Here is a 17,678-nt window from a genome sequence, read left to right as displayed (position 1 = left end):
CCCCCCCGAGAACCTATCGTTTATGCTCGGAACCTCTACGTCACCCGGACAAGCCGCCCTCGGGTTCGGCCTTCGGCCCGCCCAAGCAAGGCTCCGCGGCATAGCTGCGGGATCGATAGTGGAGCGCACAGCCCTCCGATGGATCCCAGGACACCCTTCGGGCGCCCAGGATGACGGGTGTGGTTCCGAGGGGGTACGCAGCCCTAGACCGCAAGCCTTGCGCGTTCGCTGTCGATCATCGCCAGGACCGCCGCAGTCGCGGCTGCGAGCTTTTCGGGGTCGCGCGAGCGTACAACGATGTTGGTGTCGGGGCCCGCTTCCGAGAAGAACGGGTATGAGCCGATCGAGACCTCGGGATGCGCCTTCGCCACCGCTGCCAGCGCCGTACCGATATCGCCCTCGCGCAAGCCGGCGCGCACCGTGTCAGATAGCATCCTGATCCCGGTCCTCAGCGTCGGCGCGACGACATCGAGCATCGCCTGCATGATCGAGGGCACGCCGGCCATGACATAGACATTGCCGATATTGAAACCCGGCGCCTTGGAGACCGAGTTGGCGATCAAATCCGCACCGGCCGGAATGCGTGCCATGCGCAAACGAGCCTCGTTGAGCTGGTCGGGCGGAAAGCGTTCCGACAGCATCGCGATGGCGCGCGGATCATGGTCGATCGAGACCCCAAAGGCCGCAGCTACCGAGTCGGCGGTGATGTCGTCATGCGTCGGGCCGATGCCGCCGGTGGTGAAGACATAGCTGAAGCGGGCCCGCAGCGCGTTCAGCGCCTGGACGATCTCATCCTGGATATCGGGCACCACGCGCACCTCGCGCAGATCGATGCCGATATTGGTGAGATACTCGGCGATATAGCCGATATTCTTGTCCTTGGTCCGGCCACTGAGGATCTCGTCGCCGATCACCAGGATCGCCGCGGTCACGGGCGTGGTTTCGCTGCTGGACGTCATGGCCGGTGCCTCTGGCTGGGCGGCCGGCAAAGCGCGGACGGCCGTTCTCCCCTACAGCTAGGGCCTCCCGCAGGCGGGCTCAAGCCGTCGCCCGCGCGCTACCCTCATGCGCGGCTTGGCCAAACTCAGGCTGTGGCGCGCTCGAAGACGAGGTTCAGCCGCGTCTGCGCCAGCACGCGATAGCCGCGCTGCGTCAAGAGCCCCACCAGATCCATCTGCCAGCGCTCGCGCGAATCCTCGATGATGATGAAGCTCGGCCAGAGCGCTTCCGGCGCGTCGCGCAGGAAGGGCTCGAGGATCAGATCCTCCGCACCCTCGACATCGAGCTTGACCGCGTCGAGCCGCTCATAGCCCTCGCTCTGGAGCAGAGCGAGCAGCGTCGTCGCCGGCACCTTGACCGTGGCGCCCGTGCTGGAGCGCAGAATGCGCACGCTCGACTCGCCCTTATTGGCCGGGTCGAGGAACAGCGTCAGCTCACCTGGCTTGTCGGCGAGCGCGCAAGCGATCGCCTTGACCGTGCCGAACGGGTTCTGTGCGATGTTGAAAGCGAGCCGCGCGAACACATCGGGCTGCGGCTCGACCGCGAGAATCCGGGCGCTCGGTCCCGCCTTCGCCGCGACGAACAAGGAGTAGGCGCCGATATTCGCGCCGATATCGATGAAGCGGAAGCCCTCGCGAATGCGACCGGCGAGCAGATCGCGCTCGCGCTGGTCGAAATATTGCGGCGTGAACAGCACGCGCTTCTCGCAGACATTGCCGTCCGGATAGAGCCGCATCTTCGCGCCGAGCGATTCGATGTCGACCGGCGCGCCGGCGAGCGAGCGCAATCCGAGGCGGCGCAGCGCATAGGCGGTCTTGCGGCCAAGGAAGCTGTCTGGAGCAGCCCGCGTCCAGCTGATGATGCGCGAGAGAACGCCGCGGGGTGCGAAGGCGCCGAAAGGCTTCGCCTCGGCTTGTGTCTGATCGGTGATGGCCATGGGGCGGCGTGATACACCCCATGTCGCGTGCGCGCCAGCCGGAACAGCTTTTGCTTCCATCCGCCTTCCGCCGGCCGGCCTGGCATCTCGCCCCGCCGCTCCGCAACCGGCGCTTCAATCACGGAGCCTATCGATGAGATTCCTCCCGACGCCTGCCTTGCCAACGCTTGCCTTGGCTCTAGGCCTGATCTGCTCTGCCTTGGCGAACCCCGCTGTGGCGCAAGAGGCGCGCTGGGACCTCATCAACGAATATCCGGCCTCGTCGCTGCCCGGCGAGGCGGACAGCTTCTTCGCCGAGGCGGTGAAGGCAAAGGTGCACGGAAAGCTCACGATCAACCCCATTCCCGACGCGAAATCGGGACTGCGTACGCGCGAGCAGCTGAAGGCGGTCTCGGACGGGCGCTTCGCCATGGCCAACAGCTTTGGCGGCGCGCTTGGCGAGGAGGCCCCGCTCTTCCTGCTCTCCTCCCTGCCCTTCATCACCGCTTCGACGGCGGATGCCAAGGCGCTCTATGACGCCGCCAAGCCGCTCTATGAGGTGCTCTTCGCGGCGCGCGGGCAGAAGCTGCTCTACATCTCGCCCTGGCCACCCTCGGGCATCTGGTCGGCCGCACCGCTGAAGGATCTTGCGGCGCTGAAGGCGTTGAAGATCAGAACCTATGACAAGACCGGGACAGAGGTGCTGGCGCAGGTCGCGGCAAGCGCCGGCATCGTCTCCTTCTCCGACCTCAACCCCAAGCTGGACTCCGGCGAGATCAACGCCGTGCTCTCCTCCGGCGATGGCGGGGCTGGCCGGCAATTATGGAAATACACCCGCAACTTCTCGGAGATTCTCTACGCCGTGCCCCTGAGCTTCGCCTCGGTCTCGCTCGACGCCTGGCGGACGCTCGATGCCGCGACGCAAGCCGCCGTCGAGGCCGCCGCCGCCGAAACCAGCGCGCATCAATGGCAGGCGATGAGCGGCCGCGTCGCGATCAACTACCTGCGCATGCGCGACAATGGCGTCACGATCGACGAGGCGCCGCCCAAGGAGGTGATGGACGCCTTGCGCGCCGCAGCCGCGCAATCCGTGGCGCAATGGAAAACCACGGCCGATCCAGCGGCGCAGCAAGTCCTAACGGACTTCCTGGCGCGCCCGCGCTGAACCCGCTTACAGGCTTTCGTGCAGAAGCCCCAGGGCCGACGCTGCAAAGACGCGCATATTGCCGATGCGGTCCCCGGAGCTGGTCTCGATCGTCCTGACCAATTCGACGGGCCCGGAAATCGCCAGGCAGCTATGGCCCGGCGCATCGCCATAGCTGTTGCCCGAAGGCCCGGAAGCTCCGGTTTCCGCCAGCCCCCAGCTCGCGCCGAAGCGCTCGCGCAATCGCCGCGCCAGCAGCAAGGCATAGGGCTCGCTGGCCGAGCGGATGCCCTCCATCTCCGCAAGCGAGATACCCATCAAGCCCTCGCGCGCCTGCCTGGTGTAGACGACGGCGCCGCTGACGAAGAAGGCGGATGCGCCGGCCTGGGCCAGGAGCGAGGCCGCGATCAGGCCGCCAGCCGAGGATTCAGCCACCGCCACGGTCTCGCCCCGCACCTTGAGACACGTCCCGATTTGCCCCGCCAGCTCCAACAATCCCTGCATGCCCGCTCCAATCCTTTTCGGCGCTGCGATCTTTCACCTGATGCCGGTTGCAGACCCAGCCCGAATGCGCCTCAAGCGACCCGGCCCGCACGGCAACCGTCTTGCACCATACGCCAAACCCAATAGATATGGTCGGCAAGGAGCCATAGCGTCACGATGACATTCGACGAAACCCTGGGACGGTCGCGCATGCGCGATCCGGTGATCAAGTTGCACGGCGCCGAGGCCTTCGCGGCCATGCACAAGGCCGGCCGATTGACCGCCGCGGGCCTCGACATGCTCGGCGACTACGTCAAGCCGGGCGTCACCACCCAGCGCCTCGACGATCTCGCCTTCCAGTTCGCAATGGACAACGGCGCCTATCCGGCAACCTTGTTCTATCGCGGCTACACCAAGTCGATCTGCACTTCGATCAACCATGTCGTCTGCCACGGCATCCCCGACGACAAGCCGTTGCGCGAGGGTGACATCCTCAACATCGACTACACATTGATCGTCGATGGCTGGCATGGCGATTCCAGCCGGATGTACGGCGTCGGCGAAATCTCGCGCAAGGCCGAGCGCCTGATCGAGATCACCTATGAGAGCCTGCTGCGCGGCATCAAGGCCGTGCGCGCCGGCGCAACCACAGGCGATATCGGCTTTGCCATCCAGCGTTACGCCGAAGGTGAGCGCTGTTCGGTGGTCCGGGATTTCTGCGGGCATGGCGTCGGCCAGGTCTTCCACGACGCACCCAACATCCTGCATTACGGCTCGCCCGGCGAAGGCCCGCAGCTCAAGGCCGGCATGATCTTCACCATCGAGCCGATGATCAATCTCGGCAAATCCGGGGTGAAAGTCCTCTCCGACGGCTGGACCGCCGTGACGCGCGACCGCTCGCTCTCGGCCCAGTTCGAGCACACCATCGGCGTCACCGAAACCGGCTGCGAGATCTTCACCCTGTCGCCGACCGGACGCGACAATCCACTCGCCCTGCGATGACGGCAGACGGCGGCAAGGTTTCAAACTGCGCCGCCCCGTCAGGCGCCCTCCCCGACGCCGTCCCGCATTATCACGGCCATCGCGAGCGCCTGCGCGCGCGCTTCCAGGATGCCGGCGCGGGCGCCCTGCCCGATTACGAATTGCTCGAACTGCTGCTCTTCCGCTCGATTCCGCAGCGCGACGTCAAGCCGCTCGCCAAGGACTTGATCCAGCGTTTCGGCTCCTTCGCCGAGGTGCTCTCAGCCCCATCCGCGCGGCTCACCGAGGTCAAGGGTGTCGGCGCGGGCGTCGCGCTCGACCTCAAGATCGTCGAGGCCGCGCTGACGCGCATGGCCAAGGGCGCGGTCGCCAAGCGCACCGTGCTCTCATCCTGGGCGGCCGTGCTCGATTATTGCCGCATGGCGATGGCCTTCTCCGAGCGCGAGCAGCTCCGCATCCTCTTTCTCGACAAGAAGAACGCGCTGATCGCCGACGAGCTGCAGCAGACCGGCACGGTCGACCACACGCCGGTCTATCCGCGCGAGGTCATGCGCCGGGCGCTGGAACTCTCGGCAACGGCGCTGATCCTCGTCCACAACCACCCCTCTGGCGACCCGGCGCCATCGCGGGCGGACATCCAGATAACCAAGGCGATCGTCGACATCGCAGCTCCGCTTGGCATCGCCGTGCATGACCACGTCATCGTCGGCAAGGACGGATACGCGAGTTTGAAGGAGCTGCGGCTGATCTGAGCGGCGACGCATCCCCCCAAAGGAACGAGCCGGTAGCGGATATTTTGCAGCGTCGGCAAAGGCGGCAGCAGGGCCGCAGAGCAACCGTTGCCGGAATAGGCGACCATGCTCATCGCCTATAATGGGCTGGCGCACAGGCCGTTTTTGAAGGAGACCTGTCGCTGCGCCGTATGCTGACTGCCGGATCTCCGCCTTGAGCCCACGATACTCAATCCTCGCCACCGCCTTGCTGGAGCAGATCGCTGCGGGGAAGCATCCGGTCGGCCATCTCCTGCCGTCCGAGCACGAACTCGCCGAGCTGCACGACGTCAGCCGCTCGACGGTGCGGGCCGCCCTGCTGCAATTGCAGAATCTCGGCGTCATCAGCCGACGCAGGGGGGCCGGCACACTGGTCGAAGCATCGCGTCCGACGGCCACGAGCGCGGCCTACAACCAATCGCTCGGGACGTTCGACGATCTCGTCCAATATGCGGATGCGACCGAGCGGCGCGTCCTGGAGATGGCCGACGTCGTGGCGGACGATGATCTCGCCCGGCGCCTGCAGTCGCGTCCAGGTCGACGCTGGCTCCATGTCTCGGCCATCCGGGTCAGGACCGACGACGACGCGGCCGCTCCGATCTGCTGGACTGACCTATATATCGACGGAGACTACGCCGCCTTGATGCGCCGGGAACTGCCCAGCTACCGCCATGCCGTCGCGGCCCTGATCGAGGAGCGGCATGGACGGCGGGTCAGCGAGATCAGGCAAACGATCCGCGCCGCCGGGCTGACAGACATGATCGCCCGCACGCTCGCGGCCGCGACGGGCGACCATGCGCTGGAGATCACGCGCCGCTATGTCGATGCCGCAGGCATCGCCTTCATCACGACGTTCAGCCTCCACCCTGGCGATCGCTTCGCCTATGAGATGCGGCTGCAGCGACGCGCGGCCAGCGGCGGCTAGAGCAGATTCCGATCCAATTGGATCGGTCAATGACTCCAGCTCCTTGTTTTAAAGCGCCCTTCTCGGATCGAAACAGGCCGGCGACGCTGCACAGCGAGCCCGGGTGCGATTGACAAGTCCTATAATGTTCGTACATTTATAAATGTACGAACATTATAGGACTTCGAGGAACGCTCGTGACCAGCACCGTCTTTGACTCACGGTTGTTCCGCGACATGTTCGGCACGGCCGAGATGCGCGCCATCTTCGACGATGCGGCACTGGTCGGCCGTTATGTCGAGACCGAGCGGGCACTGGCGCGGGCCCAGGCGCGCTGCGGCGTCATCCCCCGCGAAGCTGCAATCGCGATCGACCGCGCCGGACGGGAGTTCACGATCGATTTCGACCGTCTCCGGCGCGAGACCGAGATCGTCGGCTATCCGATCCTGCCATTGGTCCACCAACTCGCCGAGGCGGCCGGCGAGGCGGCCGGAGGCTTCGTCCATTGGGGCGCGACCACCCAGGACATCATGGATACGGCCAACGTGCTCCAGGTCAGGGCAGCGCTCGAACTCGTCGAACGCGACCTCGCCACCTTGGCGGGCATTCTCGCCGGCCTCGCCCGCAAGCATCGCGATACGCCGATGGCCGGGCGTACCCACCTGCAGCAGGCGCTGCCGATCACTTTCGGCTACAAGGCGGCGATCTGGCTCGCCGGAATCGAGCGCCATCGTGAGCGGCTGTCGCAATTGCGGCCGCGCGTTCTGGTCGGCGAATTCTCGGGCGCGGCCGGCACGCTTGCTTCGGTGGGTGCCGGTGGCCTCGAGATGCAGCGGTTGTTCTGCGAGGAGCTTGGGCTCGATCAGCCGGCGATCACCTGGCATGTCGCCCGCGACGGCCTGGCCGAGACGGTCGCGCTGCTCGGGCTGATCACCGGCTCTCTCGCCAAGATCGCGACCGACGTCATGCTGATGATGGCGACCGAATTCGGCGAGGTTTCCGAGCCCTTCGTGCCAGGGCGCGGCGCTTCCTCGACCATGCCGCAGAAACGCAATCCGATTTCCAGTGAGCTCATCCTCGCCGCGGCCAAAGCCGTGCGCCAGCACGTCGCGACCATGCTCGACGGCATGATCCACGATTTCGAGCGCGCCACCGGACCTTGGCACCTCGAATGGATAGCGCTGCCGGAAAGCTTTCTCCTGACCGGCTCGGCGCTCGCCAACGCGAACTTCATGCTGGGCGGCCTCGTGGTGCACGAGCAGCGCATGCGCGGGAATCTCGACATCACCGGCGGCCTGATCGTGGCCGAGGCGGTGATGATGGCTGCGGCGCCGAAGCTTGGACGGCAACATGCCCACGACGTCGTCTACGACGCGTGCCGCCAGGCGATCGAGGGCGGCGGCCGCCTGGCCGACATCCTGGCCGGCCGGCCCGAGGTCGTCGCCGCACTCGGCAGCCGCGAAGCAATCGAACGCTGCTGCGATCCGGCCAACTATCTCGGCCTCGCCGGCGAGATGGTCGACCGCGTGCTCGGCCAGGCGCCTGCCAGGCTGCCCGCCGCCTGAGCGGCCCCAATGCGATCCGTCATCAAGGCGCCGCAAGAGCGCCGCGACGCCAAGCTGTCACCTCACAGGGGAAACGACCATGAAAGCCACAACGCTGAGCCTCGCCGCCTGCCTTGCCTTTGCCGGCACGACAAGCCTCTCGGCACAGGATTTCCCGACCAAGCCCGTCACCATGGTAATGCCCTATGCCGCCGGCGGTCCCGGCGACACCATCACCCGCATCCTGGCGCAGGCGATGACCGGCAATCTGAAGCAGCAGGTCATGGTCGAGAACATCGCCGGCGCCGGCGGCACCATCGGCAGCCAGCGGGTCTCGGCCGCTGCACCTGACGGTCACATGCTGCTGCTGATCCATGTCAGCCAGGCGACCAATCCGTTCCTCTATCCAAACCTGAAATACGACGTCATGAAGGATTTCGAGCCCATCGGGCTCGTGGCCGAGCTGCCTTCGGTCTTCGTCGCGCGTAAGGACTTTCCGGCCAAGACCTTCGCCGAGATGGTCGCCTATGTGAAGGCGAACCCCGACAAGGCGACCTACGCCCATGCCGGCGTCGGCTCGGCCGCCCATCTGTGCGGTCTTCTGTTCGCCGAGGCGACAGGCATCAAACTGACGACCGTAGCCTATCGCGGCAGTGGGCCTGCCATGAACGATTTGATCGGTGGGCAGGTCGATTTCATCTGCGATCAGATCGTCAATGTCGTGCCGAATGTCGAGGCGGGCACGATCAAAGCCTATGCCGTCACCAGCAAGGAGGCGGCCAAGGCTTTGCCTGATCTCCCGACTGCCGACAAGGCCGGGCTGCCGGGCTTCGAACTCTCGGTCTGGTATGCGCTCTTCGCCTCCAAGGGCACGCCGAAACCGATCGTCGACAGGCTGACGGCGTCGCTCAATGCGGCGCTCAAGGAGCAGGACGTCAAGGACAGGCTCGCCAAGCTCGGCGCAGACACCGTCTCGCCCGAACGCGCGACACCCGATGCCCTGCGCAAGCATCTCCAGGCCGAACTCGACAAATGGGGGCCCATTATCAAGAAGGCCGGCGTCACCGGCCAGTGAGGCGTTCCGCAGACCGCCTGAAGGACCGTCCATGCGCATCACCGACATCCGCGACCTCGCCGTGCGCCTGCAAGGCGAGGTCGCCAACGCCGTCGTCAGTTTCGCCGAGCATGACGTCTCGCTGGTCGCAGTCGTCTCGGATGTGATCCGCAACGGCCGCCCAGTTGTCGGCTTTGCCTTCAACTCGATCGGTCGTTTCGCGCAGAGCGGCATCCTGCGTGAGCGCCTGATTCCCAGGCTCAAGGCGGCGGCGCCCGCAGACCTGCTCGACGCAGGCGGCTTGCGGTTCGATCCCGCAAAGATCGTGGCTGTCGCGATGCGCAATGAGAAGCCCGGCGGCCACGGTGACCGGGCAGGTGCGGTCGCAGCGCTCGAACTCGCAATCTGGGATCTCAACGCCAAGCTCTCAGATGAACCGGCCTGCCACACCATCGCGCGTGCCTTCGGGCGTGCCGGGCCGAAGGAGACGATGAGCGCCTATGCCGCTGGCGGCTACTATTATCCCAGCGACAGCGCGAGCCGGCTGCGCGACGAATTCGCCGCCTATCGCGATCTCGGCTTCACCGCCTTCAAGATGAAGATCGGCGGCGCCTCGCTGGCGCAGGATCTGGCGCGCGTCGAAGCGGCGCTGGAACTCGCAGGCGATGGCAGCGCGCTCGCGGTCGACGCCAATGGCCGCTTCGACCTCGACACCGCCCTCGCTTACGCCGACACGCTCACGCCTTACCGCCTGCGTTGGTACGAGGAGATCGGCGATCCGCTCGATTTCGACCTGAATCGCCACGTCGCCGAGCGCTATGACGGCGCGATAGCGACAGGTGAGAACTTGTTCTCGGCGGTCGATACGCAGAATCTCCTGCGCTTCGGCGGCATGCGCCGCGGCCGCGACGTCTTTCAGATGGACGCCGGCCTGAGCTATGGCTTGAGCGAATATGCTCGCATGATCGCGCTGATGGAGCGGCATGGCTTCGAGCCCTCCCAGGCGATCCCGCATGGCGGACATCTGCTCAACCTGCACATCGGGCTCGGTCTCGGTCTCGGCGGATGCGAATGCTATCCGGGCGTCTTCCAGCCCTTCGGTGGGTATCCGGCGGCCTGCATGCTGGGTGGCGGCGCAGTGCGTGCGCCAGATGCCCCGGGCTTCGGCCTCGAACAGAAGCCGGAGCTGCGACCGTACCTGGCCGCACTGTGTCCGCAAGCCTTCTGACGAATCCGGGATCCACCGCCATGCAGTTTCGCACCGAGTACGACGCCTTCGGTCCGGTCGAGATTCCGGCCGACCGCTATTGGGGCGCACAGACGCAGCGCGCGCTTGCGATCTTCGCCATCGGCGAGGAGCGCTTTCCGACCTGCCTCATCCATGCCTTCGGCGTCCAGAAGCTCGCCGCCACCCGCGCCAACCGCCGCCTCGGCGTGCTGCCGGACGACATCGCCGCGGCGATCGAAGCCGCGGCCGAGGAACTGCGGCAAGGCGAGTTCGACGCGCATTTTCCGCTGACGATCTGGCAGACCGGCTCGGGCACCCAGACCAACATGAACGCCAATGAGGTGCTGGCGAACCGCTCCAATGAGCGGCTTGGCCATGGCCTGGGCACGCGCACGCCGGTCCACCCCAACGATCACGTCAACCGCTCGCAATCCTCCAACGACAGCTTCCCGACGGTGATGCACATCGCGGCGGCCTTGGAACTGCGGGACAGGCTCGTCCCGGCGCTGACCCTGCTGCGCAACGAATTGCGGGCCAGCGCCGAACGTTTCGCCGGCTTCGTCAAGATCGGCCGGACACATTTGATGGACGCCGTGCCGATGACGATGGGACAGGGTTTCGACGCCTTCGCGCGACAGGTCGGACACGGCATCGACAGGGCCATGGCGACATGGCCGCGGCTCTGCCTGCTGTCGCAAGGTGGCACCGCCGTCGGCACCGGCCTCAATGCCCCGGCGAATTTCGATGCCGCCTTCTGCGAGGAGGCGAGCATGATCGCCGGGATCTCCTTCACGCCCAATCCCAGCAAGTTCGAGGGCATGGCAGCCCATGATGCGCTGGTCGAGGTCTCGGGCGCGCTCAACGTGCTGGCGGTTTCGCTGGCCAAGATCGCCAACGACATCCGCTGGCTCGGCTCGGGACCGCGCTGCGGCCTCGGCGAACTGGTGCTGCCCGACGACGGGCTGACCTCCTCGATCATGCCCGGCAAGCGCAATCCGACGATCGCAGAGGCGCTCCTCCAAGCGTGCTGGCAGGTCATCGGCAACCACGCGACGATCACGGCCGCCGGCGCGTCTGGCAATTTCGAGCTCAACGTCGCCAAGCCAGTCCTGATCTACAATCTGCTGCAATCGATCCGGCTGCTGGCAGACGGTGCGAGCATCTTCGCGACAAGCTTGGTTCGCGGGATAGAGGTCGACGCCGGCAGGCTGCACGCCAATGTCGAGCGCTCGCTGCTGCTGGCCACCGCACTCAATCCGGTGCTCGGCTACGATACCGTCGCGAAGATCACGGCGAAGGCGGTCGCGGACAACCTGACACCACGCCAGGCCACGATCGAACTCGGCTTGCTGTCGGGAGAAGAGTTCGACCGCTTGGTCGATGTCAGTACAAAGCTCGACAGTCCCAATGTCCTTCGTCATGGCGCAGGACACCGGCTGGCACGGACAACAAACTCCCGCTGTGAGCCTGGGCGGGAAGCCTCTATCATTGGATGCCTGCCGAACCGCTCAGATCGAGACAGATGACGACGTCGCAGAAGCTGGGATTTGATCTTTGGCAATTGGAGATCTTCCGAACGGTCGTCGCCACGGGTAGCCTGACAAAGGGCGCGCGGCGGGTCGGATTGACGCAATCGGCGGTGTCGCAGGTTGTGGCCAATCTCGAAAAAGCCATGGGTGTCACCCTGCTCGACCGCGACATCCGGCCCGTGCAGGCGACCGCGGCCGGCCGGCTGCTCATGGAAAAGGCGCATGACCTGCTGGAACAGGCCCGCGAGCTTGAGACGGCTGTCAAATCGTCCGCCCACCATGTGATCCCGACCTTGCGGATCTCGATGGTCGCCTCGCTGACCACGACGCTCGGGCCCGATTTCGTCCGGGAACTGGGCAAGAGCGTCAAACGCTGCTCGCTGTTTGCGAACATGCGGGGCATCAGCGAGGAACAGTTCCAGGCCCGCGAAATCGACATCCTCATCGGCGTCGATCTGCTCAGGGAAGTCGATGCGGCCATCACGATTCCGCTCATGATCGAGCCCTACGCCCTGGCGCTGCCTGCCGAATGGGACATCGAGGTCCGGTCTTTGGCCGATCTCAAAGGTCGCAATTTCATTCGCCATACCCATCGCACGAGCGCAGGCCGCCAGGTCGAACAGGTGATCCGGCAGTTGCGGCTGGAGTTTCCCCGCGAGTTCGAGAGCGATACGGCCGACACCATCGCAACCATGGTGTCGGCGGGGCTCGGCTGGTCGATCACCACGCCGCTGATGGCGCTGCAGACGAAGGAGCGCATGACCGGGGTGCGGCTGTTGCCGCTACCGGGCATCAAGATACGCCGGCGGATCGACCTTTATTCCCGGAAGTCCGAACTCGGCGCGATTCCGCAAGAGGTCGCCCATGTCCTTCACGTCCTGCTTCGGGACAAGATTGCGCCCAGCCTGCATGCCATCGCCCCGTGGATGGGCGATCAGTTCCACGTCTTCGAGCAGCCGCGCGGTTGACGTGCCGCCAAGGCAGCTTGCAAGGCAGCCTGCGGGGCAGCAATCCCGCAGGCCTGTAGCCGGTTACTTCAACGGCACTTCATTGATGGAAACCTCGGTGATCGCGCTGGGCTGCACCTCATATTTGGCGACGATCTTGCTGTAGGTCCCATCAGTCAGCATCGCCTTGAGTGCGCCTGCGACGGCGTCGCGCAAGGCGGCGTTCTTTTTCGCCACCCCGATGCCCTGATAGGTGATGGCGAAGGGGGTTCCGAGGAGCTTGTAGGTATCGGGGTCGAGCTTCATCAGATAGGGAAGGCTCTCATTGCCCTGGGCGCCGGCATCGATGCGGCCCTGTCGGAGCTGCGCCCGCGCATCGGCTGAACCTTCCGTCCCCAGCACCTTGATCGCAGGCTTGCCGGCCTTGACGCACCATTCCTGGCTCCAGGCATCGATGTCCTTGGGAAAGTTCGTGCGACGGCTCGCGCCGACCGTCTTGCCACAGAGGTCGGCGGCCTCCTTGAATTCGGCCGAACGCTTGTGCTGGACGAAAAACTGAACGCCGGACTTCATATAGTCGATGAAATCGACCGTCTCACGGCGGGCGGGGAGATCGTTCATCCCGCCGAGGATGAGATCGATCCGGTCGGTCGTGACCCCGCTGATCATCTGCTCGAAGCTGGTGTCCTGCCATTCGATCTTGATGCCCAGCTTTTCGCCGATGGCATTGCCGATCTCGATGTCGTAGCCGGTGAGCTGGTTGGTCGCCGGATCCTTGAACGTCACGGGCGGGTAGTTCGGCGTCGTGCCGATGACGATCTTCCCCGCGCTTTTATATGTCTCGGGCAGCGTCTGGGCATGAGCGGCGGCGGCGCTGAGCACCAGCAGGGCTCCTGTCGCGATGACGGCGAATTTCATTGTCCCACTCCTTTGTTGTCGTTGATGATCTCGAGGCAGCTCAGGCGCGCACCGCCAAGATGAAATCCTGGGTGCGCTTCTGACGTGGCGAGGACAGCAGGTCCCGGGCGAGGCCGACCTCGATGATCTCGCCCTGATCCATGAAGACGATGCGGTCGGCGACCTCGCGGGCGAAGCCGAGTTCGTGCGTCACCACGACCATGGTCATGCCGCTGGTGGCGAGGTCCTTCATCACGGAAAGGACGTCGCCGACGAGCTCCGGGTCGAGAGCCGAGGTCGGCTCGTCGAACAGCATGATCTCCGGCCGCATGGCGAGACCGCGCGCGATCGCCACACGCTGCTGCTGCCCGCCCGACAATTCGGATGGATAGGCGTTTTCCTTGTCGGCCAGCCCGACCTGGGCGAGCAACGCCCGGCCACGCGCCTGGGCCTGCTTCAACGGCTCGCCCAGGACCTGGACCGGGCCTTCCGTGACGTTTGCCAGCGCCGTGAAGTGCGGGAACAGGTTGAAGCGCTGGAAGACCATGCCCACGCATTGCCGCTGCCGGGCAATCTCGGCATCCGTCAGATGGTAGAGTTTGGTGCCTTCGCGGCGATAGCCGATCAGTTCCGCGTTGACCCAGATGGCGCCACCATCGATCTGTTCGAGCTGGTTGATACAGCGCAGAAGCGTGCTCTTGCCTGAGCCGGACGGGCCGATGATGCAGACGACTTCGCCGGCATCGACCTCCAGATTGACGCTCTTGAGAGCGTCGAAATCGCCGAAGCGCTTGCAGACGTCGATTGCCCGGACGATGGGACTGGTCGAGGTGGAGTTCATCGCGCGCCCCGTCACAAGCCGTGGCGGACGGCGGCGACGCCGCGCCCGAAATAGCGCTCGACGAAGCTCTGGCCGAAACTCAGCACCGAAACGATGACGAGGTACCAGATGCTCGCGACGATCAGGAGCTCGAGCACGCGGGAATTCGCGTAGTAGATCGTCTGCGCGGCATGGAGCATTTCCGAGTACTGGATCACGCTCGCCAGCGAGGTCAGCTTCACCATTCCGATGAACTCGTTGCCGACGGGCGGAACGATGACGCGCATCGCTTGCGGCATCACGATCCGCCTCAGCATCCGCAGGCGGGTCATGCCGATCGCCTGGGCCGCTTCGTACTGGCCGCGATCAACGGATAACAGGCCCGCTCGGACGACCTCGGATGTGTAGGCGCCCTGTTGGATGCCCAGGCCGAGCAATCCGGCGACGAACGGCGTCATCACATCGACCGTGCGCAGGTCGAAGAGACCGGGGAAAGCGATCCGGGGGAAGATCAGGGCCAGGTTGAACCAGATCAACAACTGCAGCAGCGCCGGCGCCCCGCGAAACAGCCAGACATAGAGCTTCGCCACGGTGCTCAGAACGGGGTTCTTCGAGAGGCGCATCACGGCGAAGATCACGCCGAGAACGGCACCCAGCAGCATCGCGCAGATTGCGAGCAGGATGGTGTTGGCAAGCCCGGTCATGATGGCCGGCGCCGTGAGGAACAGCCCGACATAGCGCCACTCGATATCGCCGACGGCAAAGGCCCGGATCAGCGCCGCCAGGACAGCGAGGATCAGGACGGTGGCGAGGATCCGACCGTAGTGTCGCGGGGGCACGATCGTGTAATGGGCGATCTTGTAAGCGTCGGCCGGCAAAGCGGATTGTGGAGCGGAGATCACGCTGACCCCGGTGAGATCCGTGTTGGAAGGCGGCATGCGTCATCCTCCCCTTCGGCGGTGGAGCCGCGCCTGCCGATGCAGCGCGTGGCTTGGCTCGAATCTGCGCGTCGTCGGTTTCATTGCGTTGTCCCCTCGGCCTTTTTTGCTCGGCGCTGATGCGTATGCGGCGTGCTGGGTCAAACGGCGCTTTACGCCGGGCGCGGGTTCGAGCTGGTGTTTTGGGACGACGCGGCGCCCGTATCCCCGAGATAGTCCAGGGCGCACATCACCTGCAGCTTGAGCACGGCGATGGCCTCGTCGATGGTGACGTGCTCGTCGTCGCGTCCCATGCTGATCGGCGAAGGGCCGCAGATGATCGCGGGGATCTTGCGCCAGCGCCAATAGCGCGTGTCGGTGCCCCCGAGGCTTGAAACAGGCGGCGCGTCATGCCCGAGCAGGGACTTGATGTTGTTGCGGAGAATGGTCGCCATTTCGCCGAACGGATCGGTCATGCTCGCGGGGTAGCTGTGGTCCTCGTTCACGACCATCTCGCAGCCATGCTCCAAAGCCAGCTTTTCGAGATCGCGCCGGATGACGTCGCGGTCGGAGCCGATCGGCACGCGGATGTCGAGATGCGTGCTGCAGCCGGTGGGAATCTGCGTCGCCTTCTGTCCGCCCTCGATGATGCCCACATTGACGGTGATGCGGCGCGCGATATCGCCTGCGCCCTTGCCGAGATTGGCGTCAGCCGCAGCGATTGTTTCAGGCGATGTCAGGACCGCGTCGATCTCGGGAGGCAATGTCGCGAGCTTGAGATGGTAGCGCTCATAGATCGCGGCGACGAGCTTACAGATCGCCTCGATTGGATTGGGCGCGCGATGCGGATAGCCGCCATGCCCTCCCGCGCTCCTGGCGGAAAGCTGGAAGCGCAGGGTTCCCTTCTCCGTGAAGCGCAGGTTGGCCAGCCCGCTGGGCTCGCCGTTGAGGCAACAATCCCCGGCGATTTCATCGGCGAACGCGTCGAACAGATACTTCGTGCCGTACCGTCCGCCGGACTGCTCGTCGGAGACGACCGTCAGGGTCAAGGCGCCGCTGAGGTGCTCGCTGTAAGGCTCGAGATAGCAATAGGTCAGGATCGAGGCGAGCGTGCCTGTCTTCATGTCGGAGGCGCCGCGGCCCATGATCTTGCCGTCGACGATCTCTGCATCCCACAAGCGTTCATTGGTGACGGGGAAGACGTCCATATGCCCGTTCAGGACGAGATGACGGCCTGGCCTGGGCGCATCCCAGCGGCCGATGATGTTGGGCATGTCCTCCCTGAGAGCGACAGTCCTGTGCGGGCTTCCAAATTCGTCGAGGATGCTGCGGACGAAATCGGCCGTCTCGCGCATGTCGCCTGGCGGGTTGACGCTTTTGATCTGAAGGAACCGCTGGAGCAAGGCGATGATCTCGTCGCGCCTTTCGTCGATCATCTGGCACAATTCGGATTTGATGGCCGCGACGTCTTTGGACATGGGAAACCTGCTTGCCGTAACGATCCCTGGGTGCCGGTCGAGCCGAGCGCCGTTCGAGTCATCAAATCACGGAGCTGGAAGGCTCAAAGATACTATAATAATATCTAATTCTAGCGATCGATATTACTAATGCCTTACCTTTGCAGGCTGGCGCCCAACCGCCGAAAGGCCGACAGTTCGGTGGTCCGAAAAGGGCATCGGACGAACCGCTCGGCAAGACGAGATTTATCTGGGGCGGTACAGACAGCGCGTATTTGAGAATCTCGGCACAGACCCTGGTCAGTCCGGCATCGGCGTCCAGGCGTCGCCGGAATCGCCGAAGGCCATCCAGCCGCCGTCGACGGAGAGAACCACGCCGGTGATGTAGGAGGCGGCCGGCGAACAGAGGAACCAGACAGCCTCGGCGATCTCGGCCGGCTCCGCCAACCGACCCATCGGCGTGCGCCGTTGGAGACTCGCCTGGTTGACGCGGCCGCTCGCGATCAGCTCCGCCACCAGCGCCGTCCTGACATAACCCGGCGCGACCGCGTTGACGCGGATGCCGAGGCCGGCCCATTCCACCGCCATCGACCGCGTCATCGCGGCGACGCCGGCCTTGGCGGCGCCATAGGCATTGCGACGCGGCAGGCCCGACAGCCCGGCGATCGAGGAGAGATTGACAATCGCGCCGCTGCCTTGAGCCAGCATGCCGCGCCCGACCTCGCGCGAAACGGCAAAGACACCCTGCAGGTTCACGCGCACGATCCGCTCGAAGGCGAGATGATCCTGATCGACCGTCGGCTTATGCGTGTCGGCGATCCCGGCATTGTTGACCAGCATGTCGATGCGCCCGTGCCGCGCCAGGATGGCGGCGATGCCGGAGGTCACGGAGCTTTCATCGGCGACATCCATGGCGAGCCCGTGATGGCAAGGCCCGATCGCGGCGGCCTTCGCGGCAGCCTTGCTCCCATCCAGATCCGCAATGACGACGGTGCAGCCCGCTTGCGCGAACCGTTCAGCGACGGCGAAGCCGATGCCGTCGGCTCCGCCGGTTACCACCGCCACTGGAGTTCCCGCCATTGCGCCCT

The 17,678-nt window shown here is 65.1% G+C and carries 17 protein-coding genes; 9 read left to right on the top strand and 8 right to left on the bottom strand.

All coding sequences use genetic code 11. The annotated features are described in order from the left end of the window. Positions 1–203: 203 nt before the first annotated feature. Both BMZ97_RS20365 and BMZ97_RS20360 read right to left on the bottom strand, forming a co-directional pair. Complete coding sequence (locus tag BMZ97_RS20365) at positions 204–959, bottom strand: competence/damage-inducible protein A (protein ID WP_092173829.1); 756 nt, start codon at positions 957–959, stop codon at positions 204–206. A 125-nt stretch (positions 960–1,084) separates the two neighbouring features. After that, a complete protein-coding gene (locus tag BMZ97_RS20360) occupies positions 1,085–1,936 on the bottom strand; it encodes an FkbM family methyltransferase (RefSeq protein ID WP_092173827.1) in 852 nt (283 codons plus the stop codon). A gap of 133 nt (positions 1,937–2,069) precedes the next feature. Between BMZ97_RS20360 and BMZ97_RS20355 the strand changes: the two genes are divergently transcribed. Beyond that, a complete protein-coding gene (locus BMZ97_RS20355) occupies positions 2,070–3,080 on the top strand; it encodes a TRAP transporter substrate-binding protein (RefSeq protein WP_175525642.1) in 1,011 nt (336 codons plus the stop codon). A gap of 6 nt (positions 3,081–3,086) precedes the next feature. Here the strand turns inward: BMZ97_RS20355 and BMZ97_RS20350 are convergent, their stop codons facing one another. After that, positions 3,087–3,563 (bottom strand): CinA family protein, encoded by a 477-nt coding sequence (locus tag BMZ97_RS20350; RefSeq protein WP_092173824.1) that lies wholly within the window; start codon positions 3,561–3,563, stop codon positions 3,087–3,089. 156 nt (positions 3,564–3,719) lie between these two features. On the opposite strand from BMZ97_RS20350, the gene map reads away from it, so the two are divergent. The 8 genes from map to BMZ97_RS20310 all read left to right on the top strand — a co-directional run bounded on the left by map (position 3,720) and on the right by BMZ97_RS20310 (position 12,520). After that, positions 3,720–4,544, top strand: a complete 825-nt coding sequence (map, locus tag BMZ97_RS20345) for a type I methionyl aminopeptidase (protein WP_092173822.1) — start codon at positions 3,720–3,722, stop codon at positions 4,542–4,544. Further along, positions 4,541–5,275 (top strand): RadC family protein, encoded by a 735-nt coding sequence (radC, locus tag BMZ97_RS20340; RefSeq protein ID WP_092173819.1) that lies wholly within the window; start codon positions 4,541–4,543, stop codon positions 5,273–5,275. Before map ends, radC begins: the two co-directional genes overlap by 4 nt. A gap of 193 nt (positions 5,276–5,468) precedes the next feature. Beyond that, entirely contained in the window at positions 5,469–6,218 is a 750-nt protein-coding gene (locus tag BMZ97_RS20335) for a GntR family transcriptional regulator (protein ID WP_092173816.1), read from the top strand. Between the two features lie 215 nt (positions 6,219–6,433). Next, complete coding sequence (locus BMZ97_RS20330; protein ID WP_210188293.1) at positions 6,434–7,762, top strand: class-II fumarase/aspartase family protein; 1,329 nt, start codon at positions 6,434–6,436, stop codon at positions 7,760–7,762. 79 nt (positions 7,763–7,841) lie between these two features. Beyond that, entirely contained in the window at positions 7,842–8,816 is a 975-nt protein-coding gene (locus BMZ97_RS20325) for a tripartite tricarboxylate transporter substrate-binding protein (RefSeq protein ID WP_092173809.1), read from the top strand. Positions 8,817–8,847: 31 nt separating this feature from the next. Then, positions 8,848–10,023: an enolase C-terminal domain-like protein gene (locus BMZ97_RS20320; protein ID WP_092173807.1), complete on the top strand. Its 1,176-nt coding sequence runs from the start codon at positions 8,848–8,850 to the stop codon at positions 10,021–10,023. Positions 10,024–10,043: 20 nt separating this feature from the next. Further along, positions 10,044–11,549 (top strand): class II fumarate hydratase, encoded by a 1,506-nt coding sequence (locus tag BMZ97_RS20315; RefSeq protein WP_092173804.1) that lies wholly within the window; start codon positions 10,044–10,046, stop codon positions 11,547–11,549. Further along, positions 11,546–12,520, top strand: coding sequence for a LysR family transcriptional regulator (locus BMZ97_RS20310; protein ID WP_175525641.1), 975 nt, complete (start codon positions 11,546–11,548; stop codon positions 12,518–12,520). The genes BMZ97_RS20315 and BMZ97_RS20310 overlap by 4 nt, the downstream gene beginning before the upstream one ends. 63 nt (positions 12,521–12,583) lie before the next feature. Here the strand turns inward: BMZ97_RS20310 and BMZ97_RS20305 are convergent, their stop codons facing one another. The 5 genes from BMZ97_RS20305 to BMZ97_RS20285 all read right to left on the bottom strand — a co-directional run bounded on the left by BMZ97_RS20305 (position 12,584) and on the right by BMZ97_RS20285 (position 17,670). After that, on the bottom strand, positions 12,584–13,417 hold the full coding sequence (locus BMZ97_RS20305) for an ABC transporter substrate-binding protein (protein WP_092173799.1): 834 nt from the start codon (positions 13,415–13,417) through the stop codon (positions 12,584–12,586). 40 nt (positions 13,418–13,457) lie between these two features. Continuing rightward, positions 13,458–14,237: an amino acid ABC transporter ATP-binding protein gene (locus tag BMZ97_RS20300; RefSeq protein WP_092173796.1), complete on the bottom strand. Its 780-nt coding sequence runs from the start codon at positions 14,235–14,237 to the stop codon at positions 13,458–13,460. Between the two features lie 11 nt (positions 14,238–14,248). Beyond that, positions 14,249–15,154 carry an amino acid ABC transporter permease gene (locus tag BMZ97_RS20295; protein WP_092173793.1) on the bottom strand — a complete coding sequence of 302 codons (906 nt, stop codon included), beginning with the start codon at positions 15,152–15,154 and terminating at the stop codon, positions 14,249–14,251. A gap of 152 nt (positions 15,155–15,306) precedes the next feature. After that, positions 15,307–16,611, bottom strand: coding sequence for a M20/M25/M40 family metallo-hydrolase (locus tag BMZ97_RS20290; RefSeq protein ID WP_092173791.1), 1,305 nt, complete (start codon positions 16,609–16,611; stop codon positions 15,307–15,309). Between the two features lie 279 nt (positions 16,612–16,890). Beyond that, complete coding sequence (locus BMZ97_RS20285) at positions 16,891–17,670, bottom strand: SDR family NAD(P)-dependent oxidoreductase (protein WP_092173788.1); 780 nt, start codon at positions 17,668–17,670, stop codon at positions 16,891–16,893. Between the last annotated feature and the right edge of the window lie 8 nt (positions 17,671–17,678).

The sequence above is a fragment of the Allobosea sp. OK403 genome (assembly GCF_900113835.1).
Classification (GTDB): Bacteria; Pseudomonadota; Alphaproteobacteria; order Rhizobiales; family Beijerinckiaceae; genus Allobosea.
The sequence above is the reverse complement of the archived record's forward strand: the minus strand, read 5'-3'. Positions and strand labels throughout refer to the sequence as shown.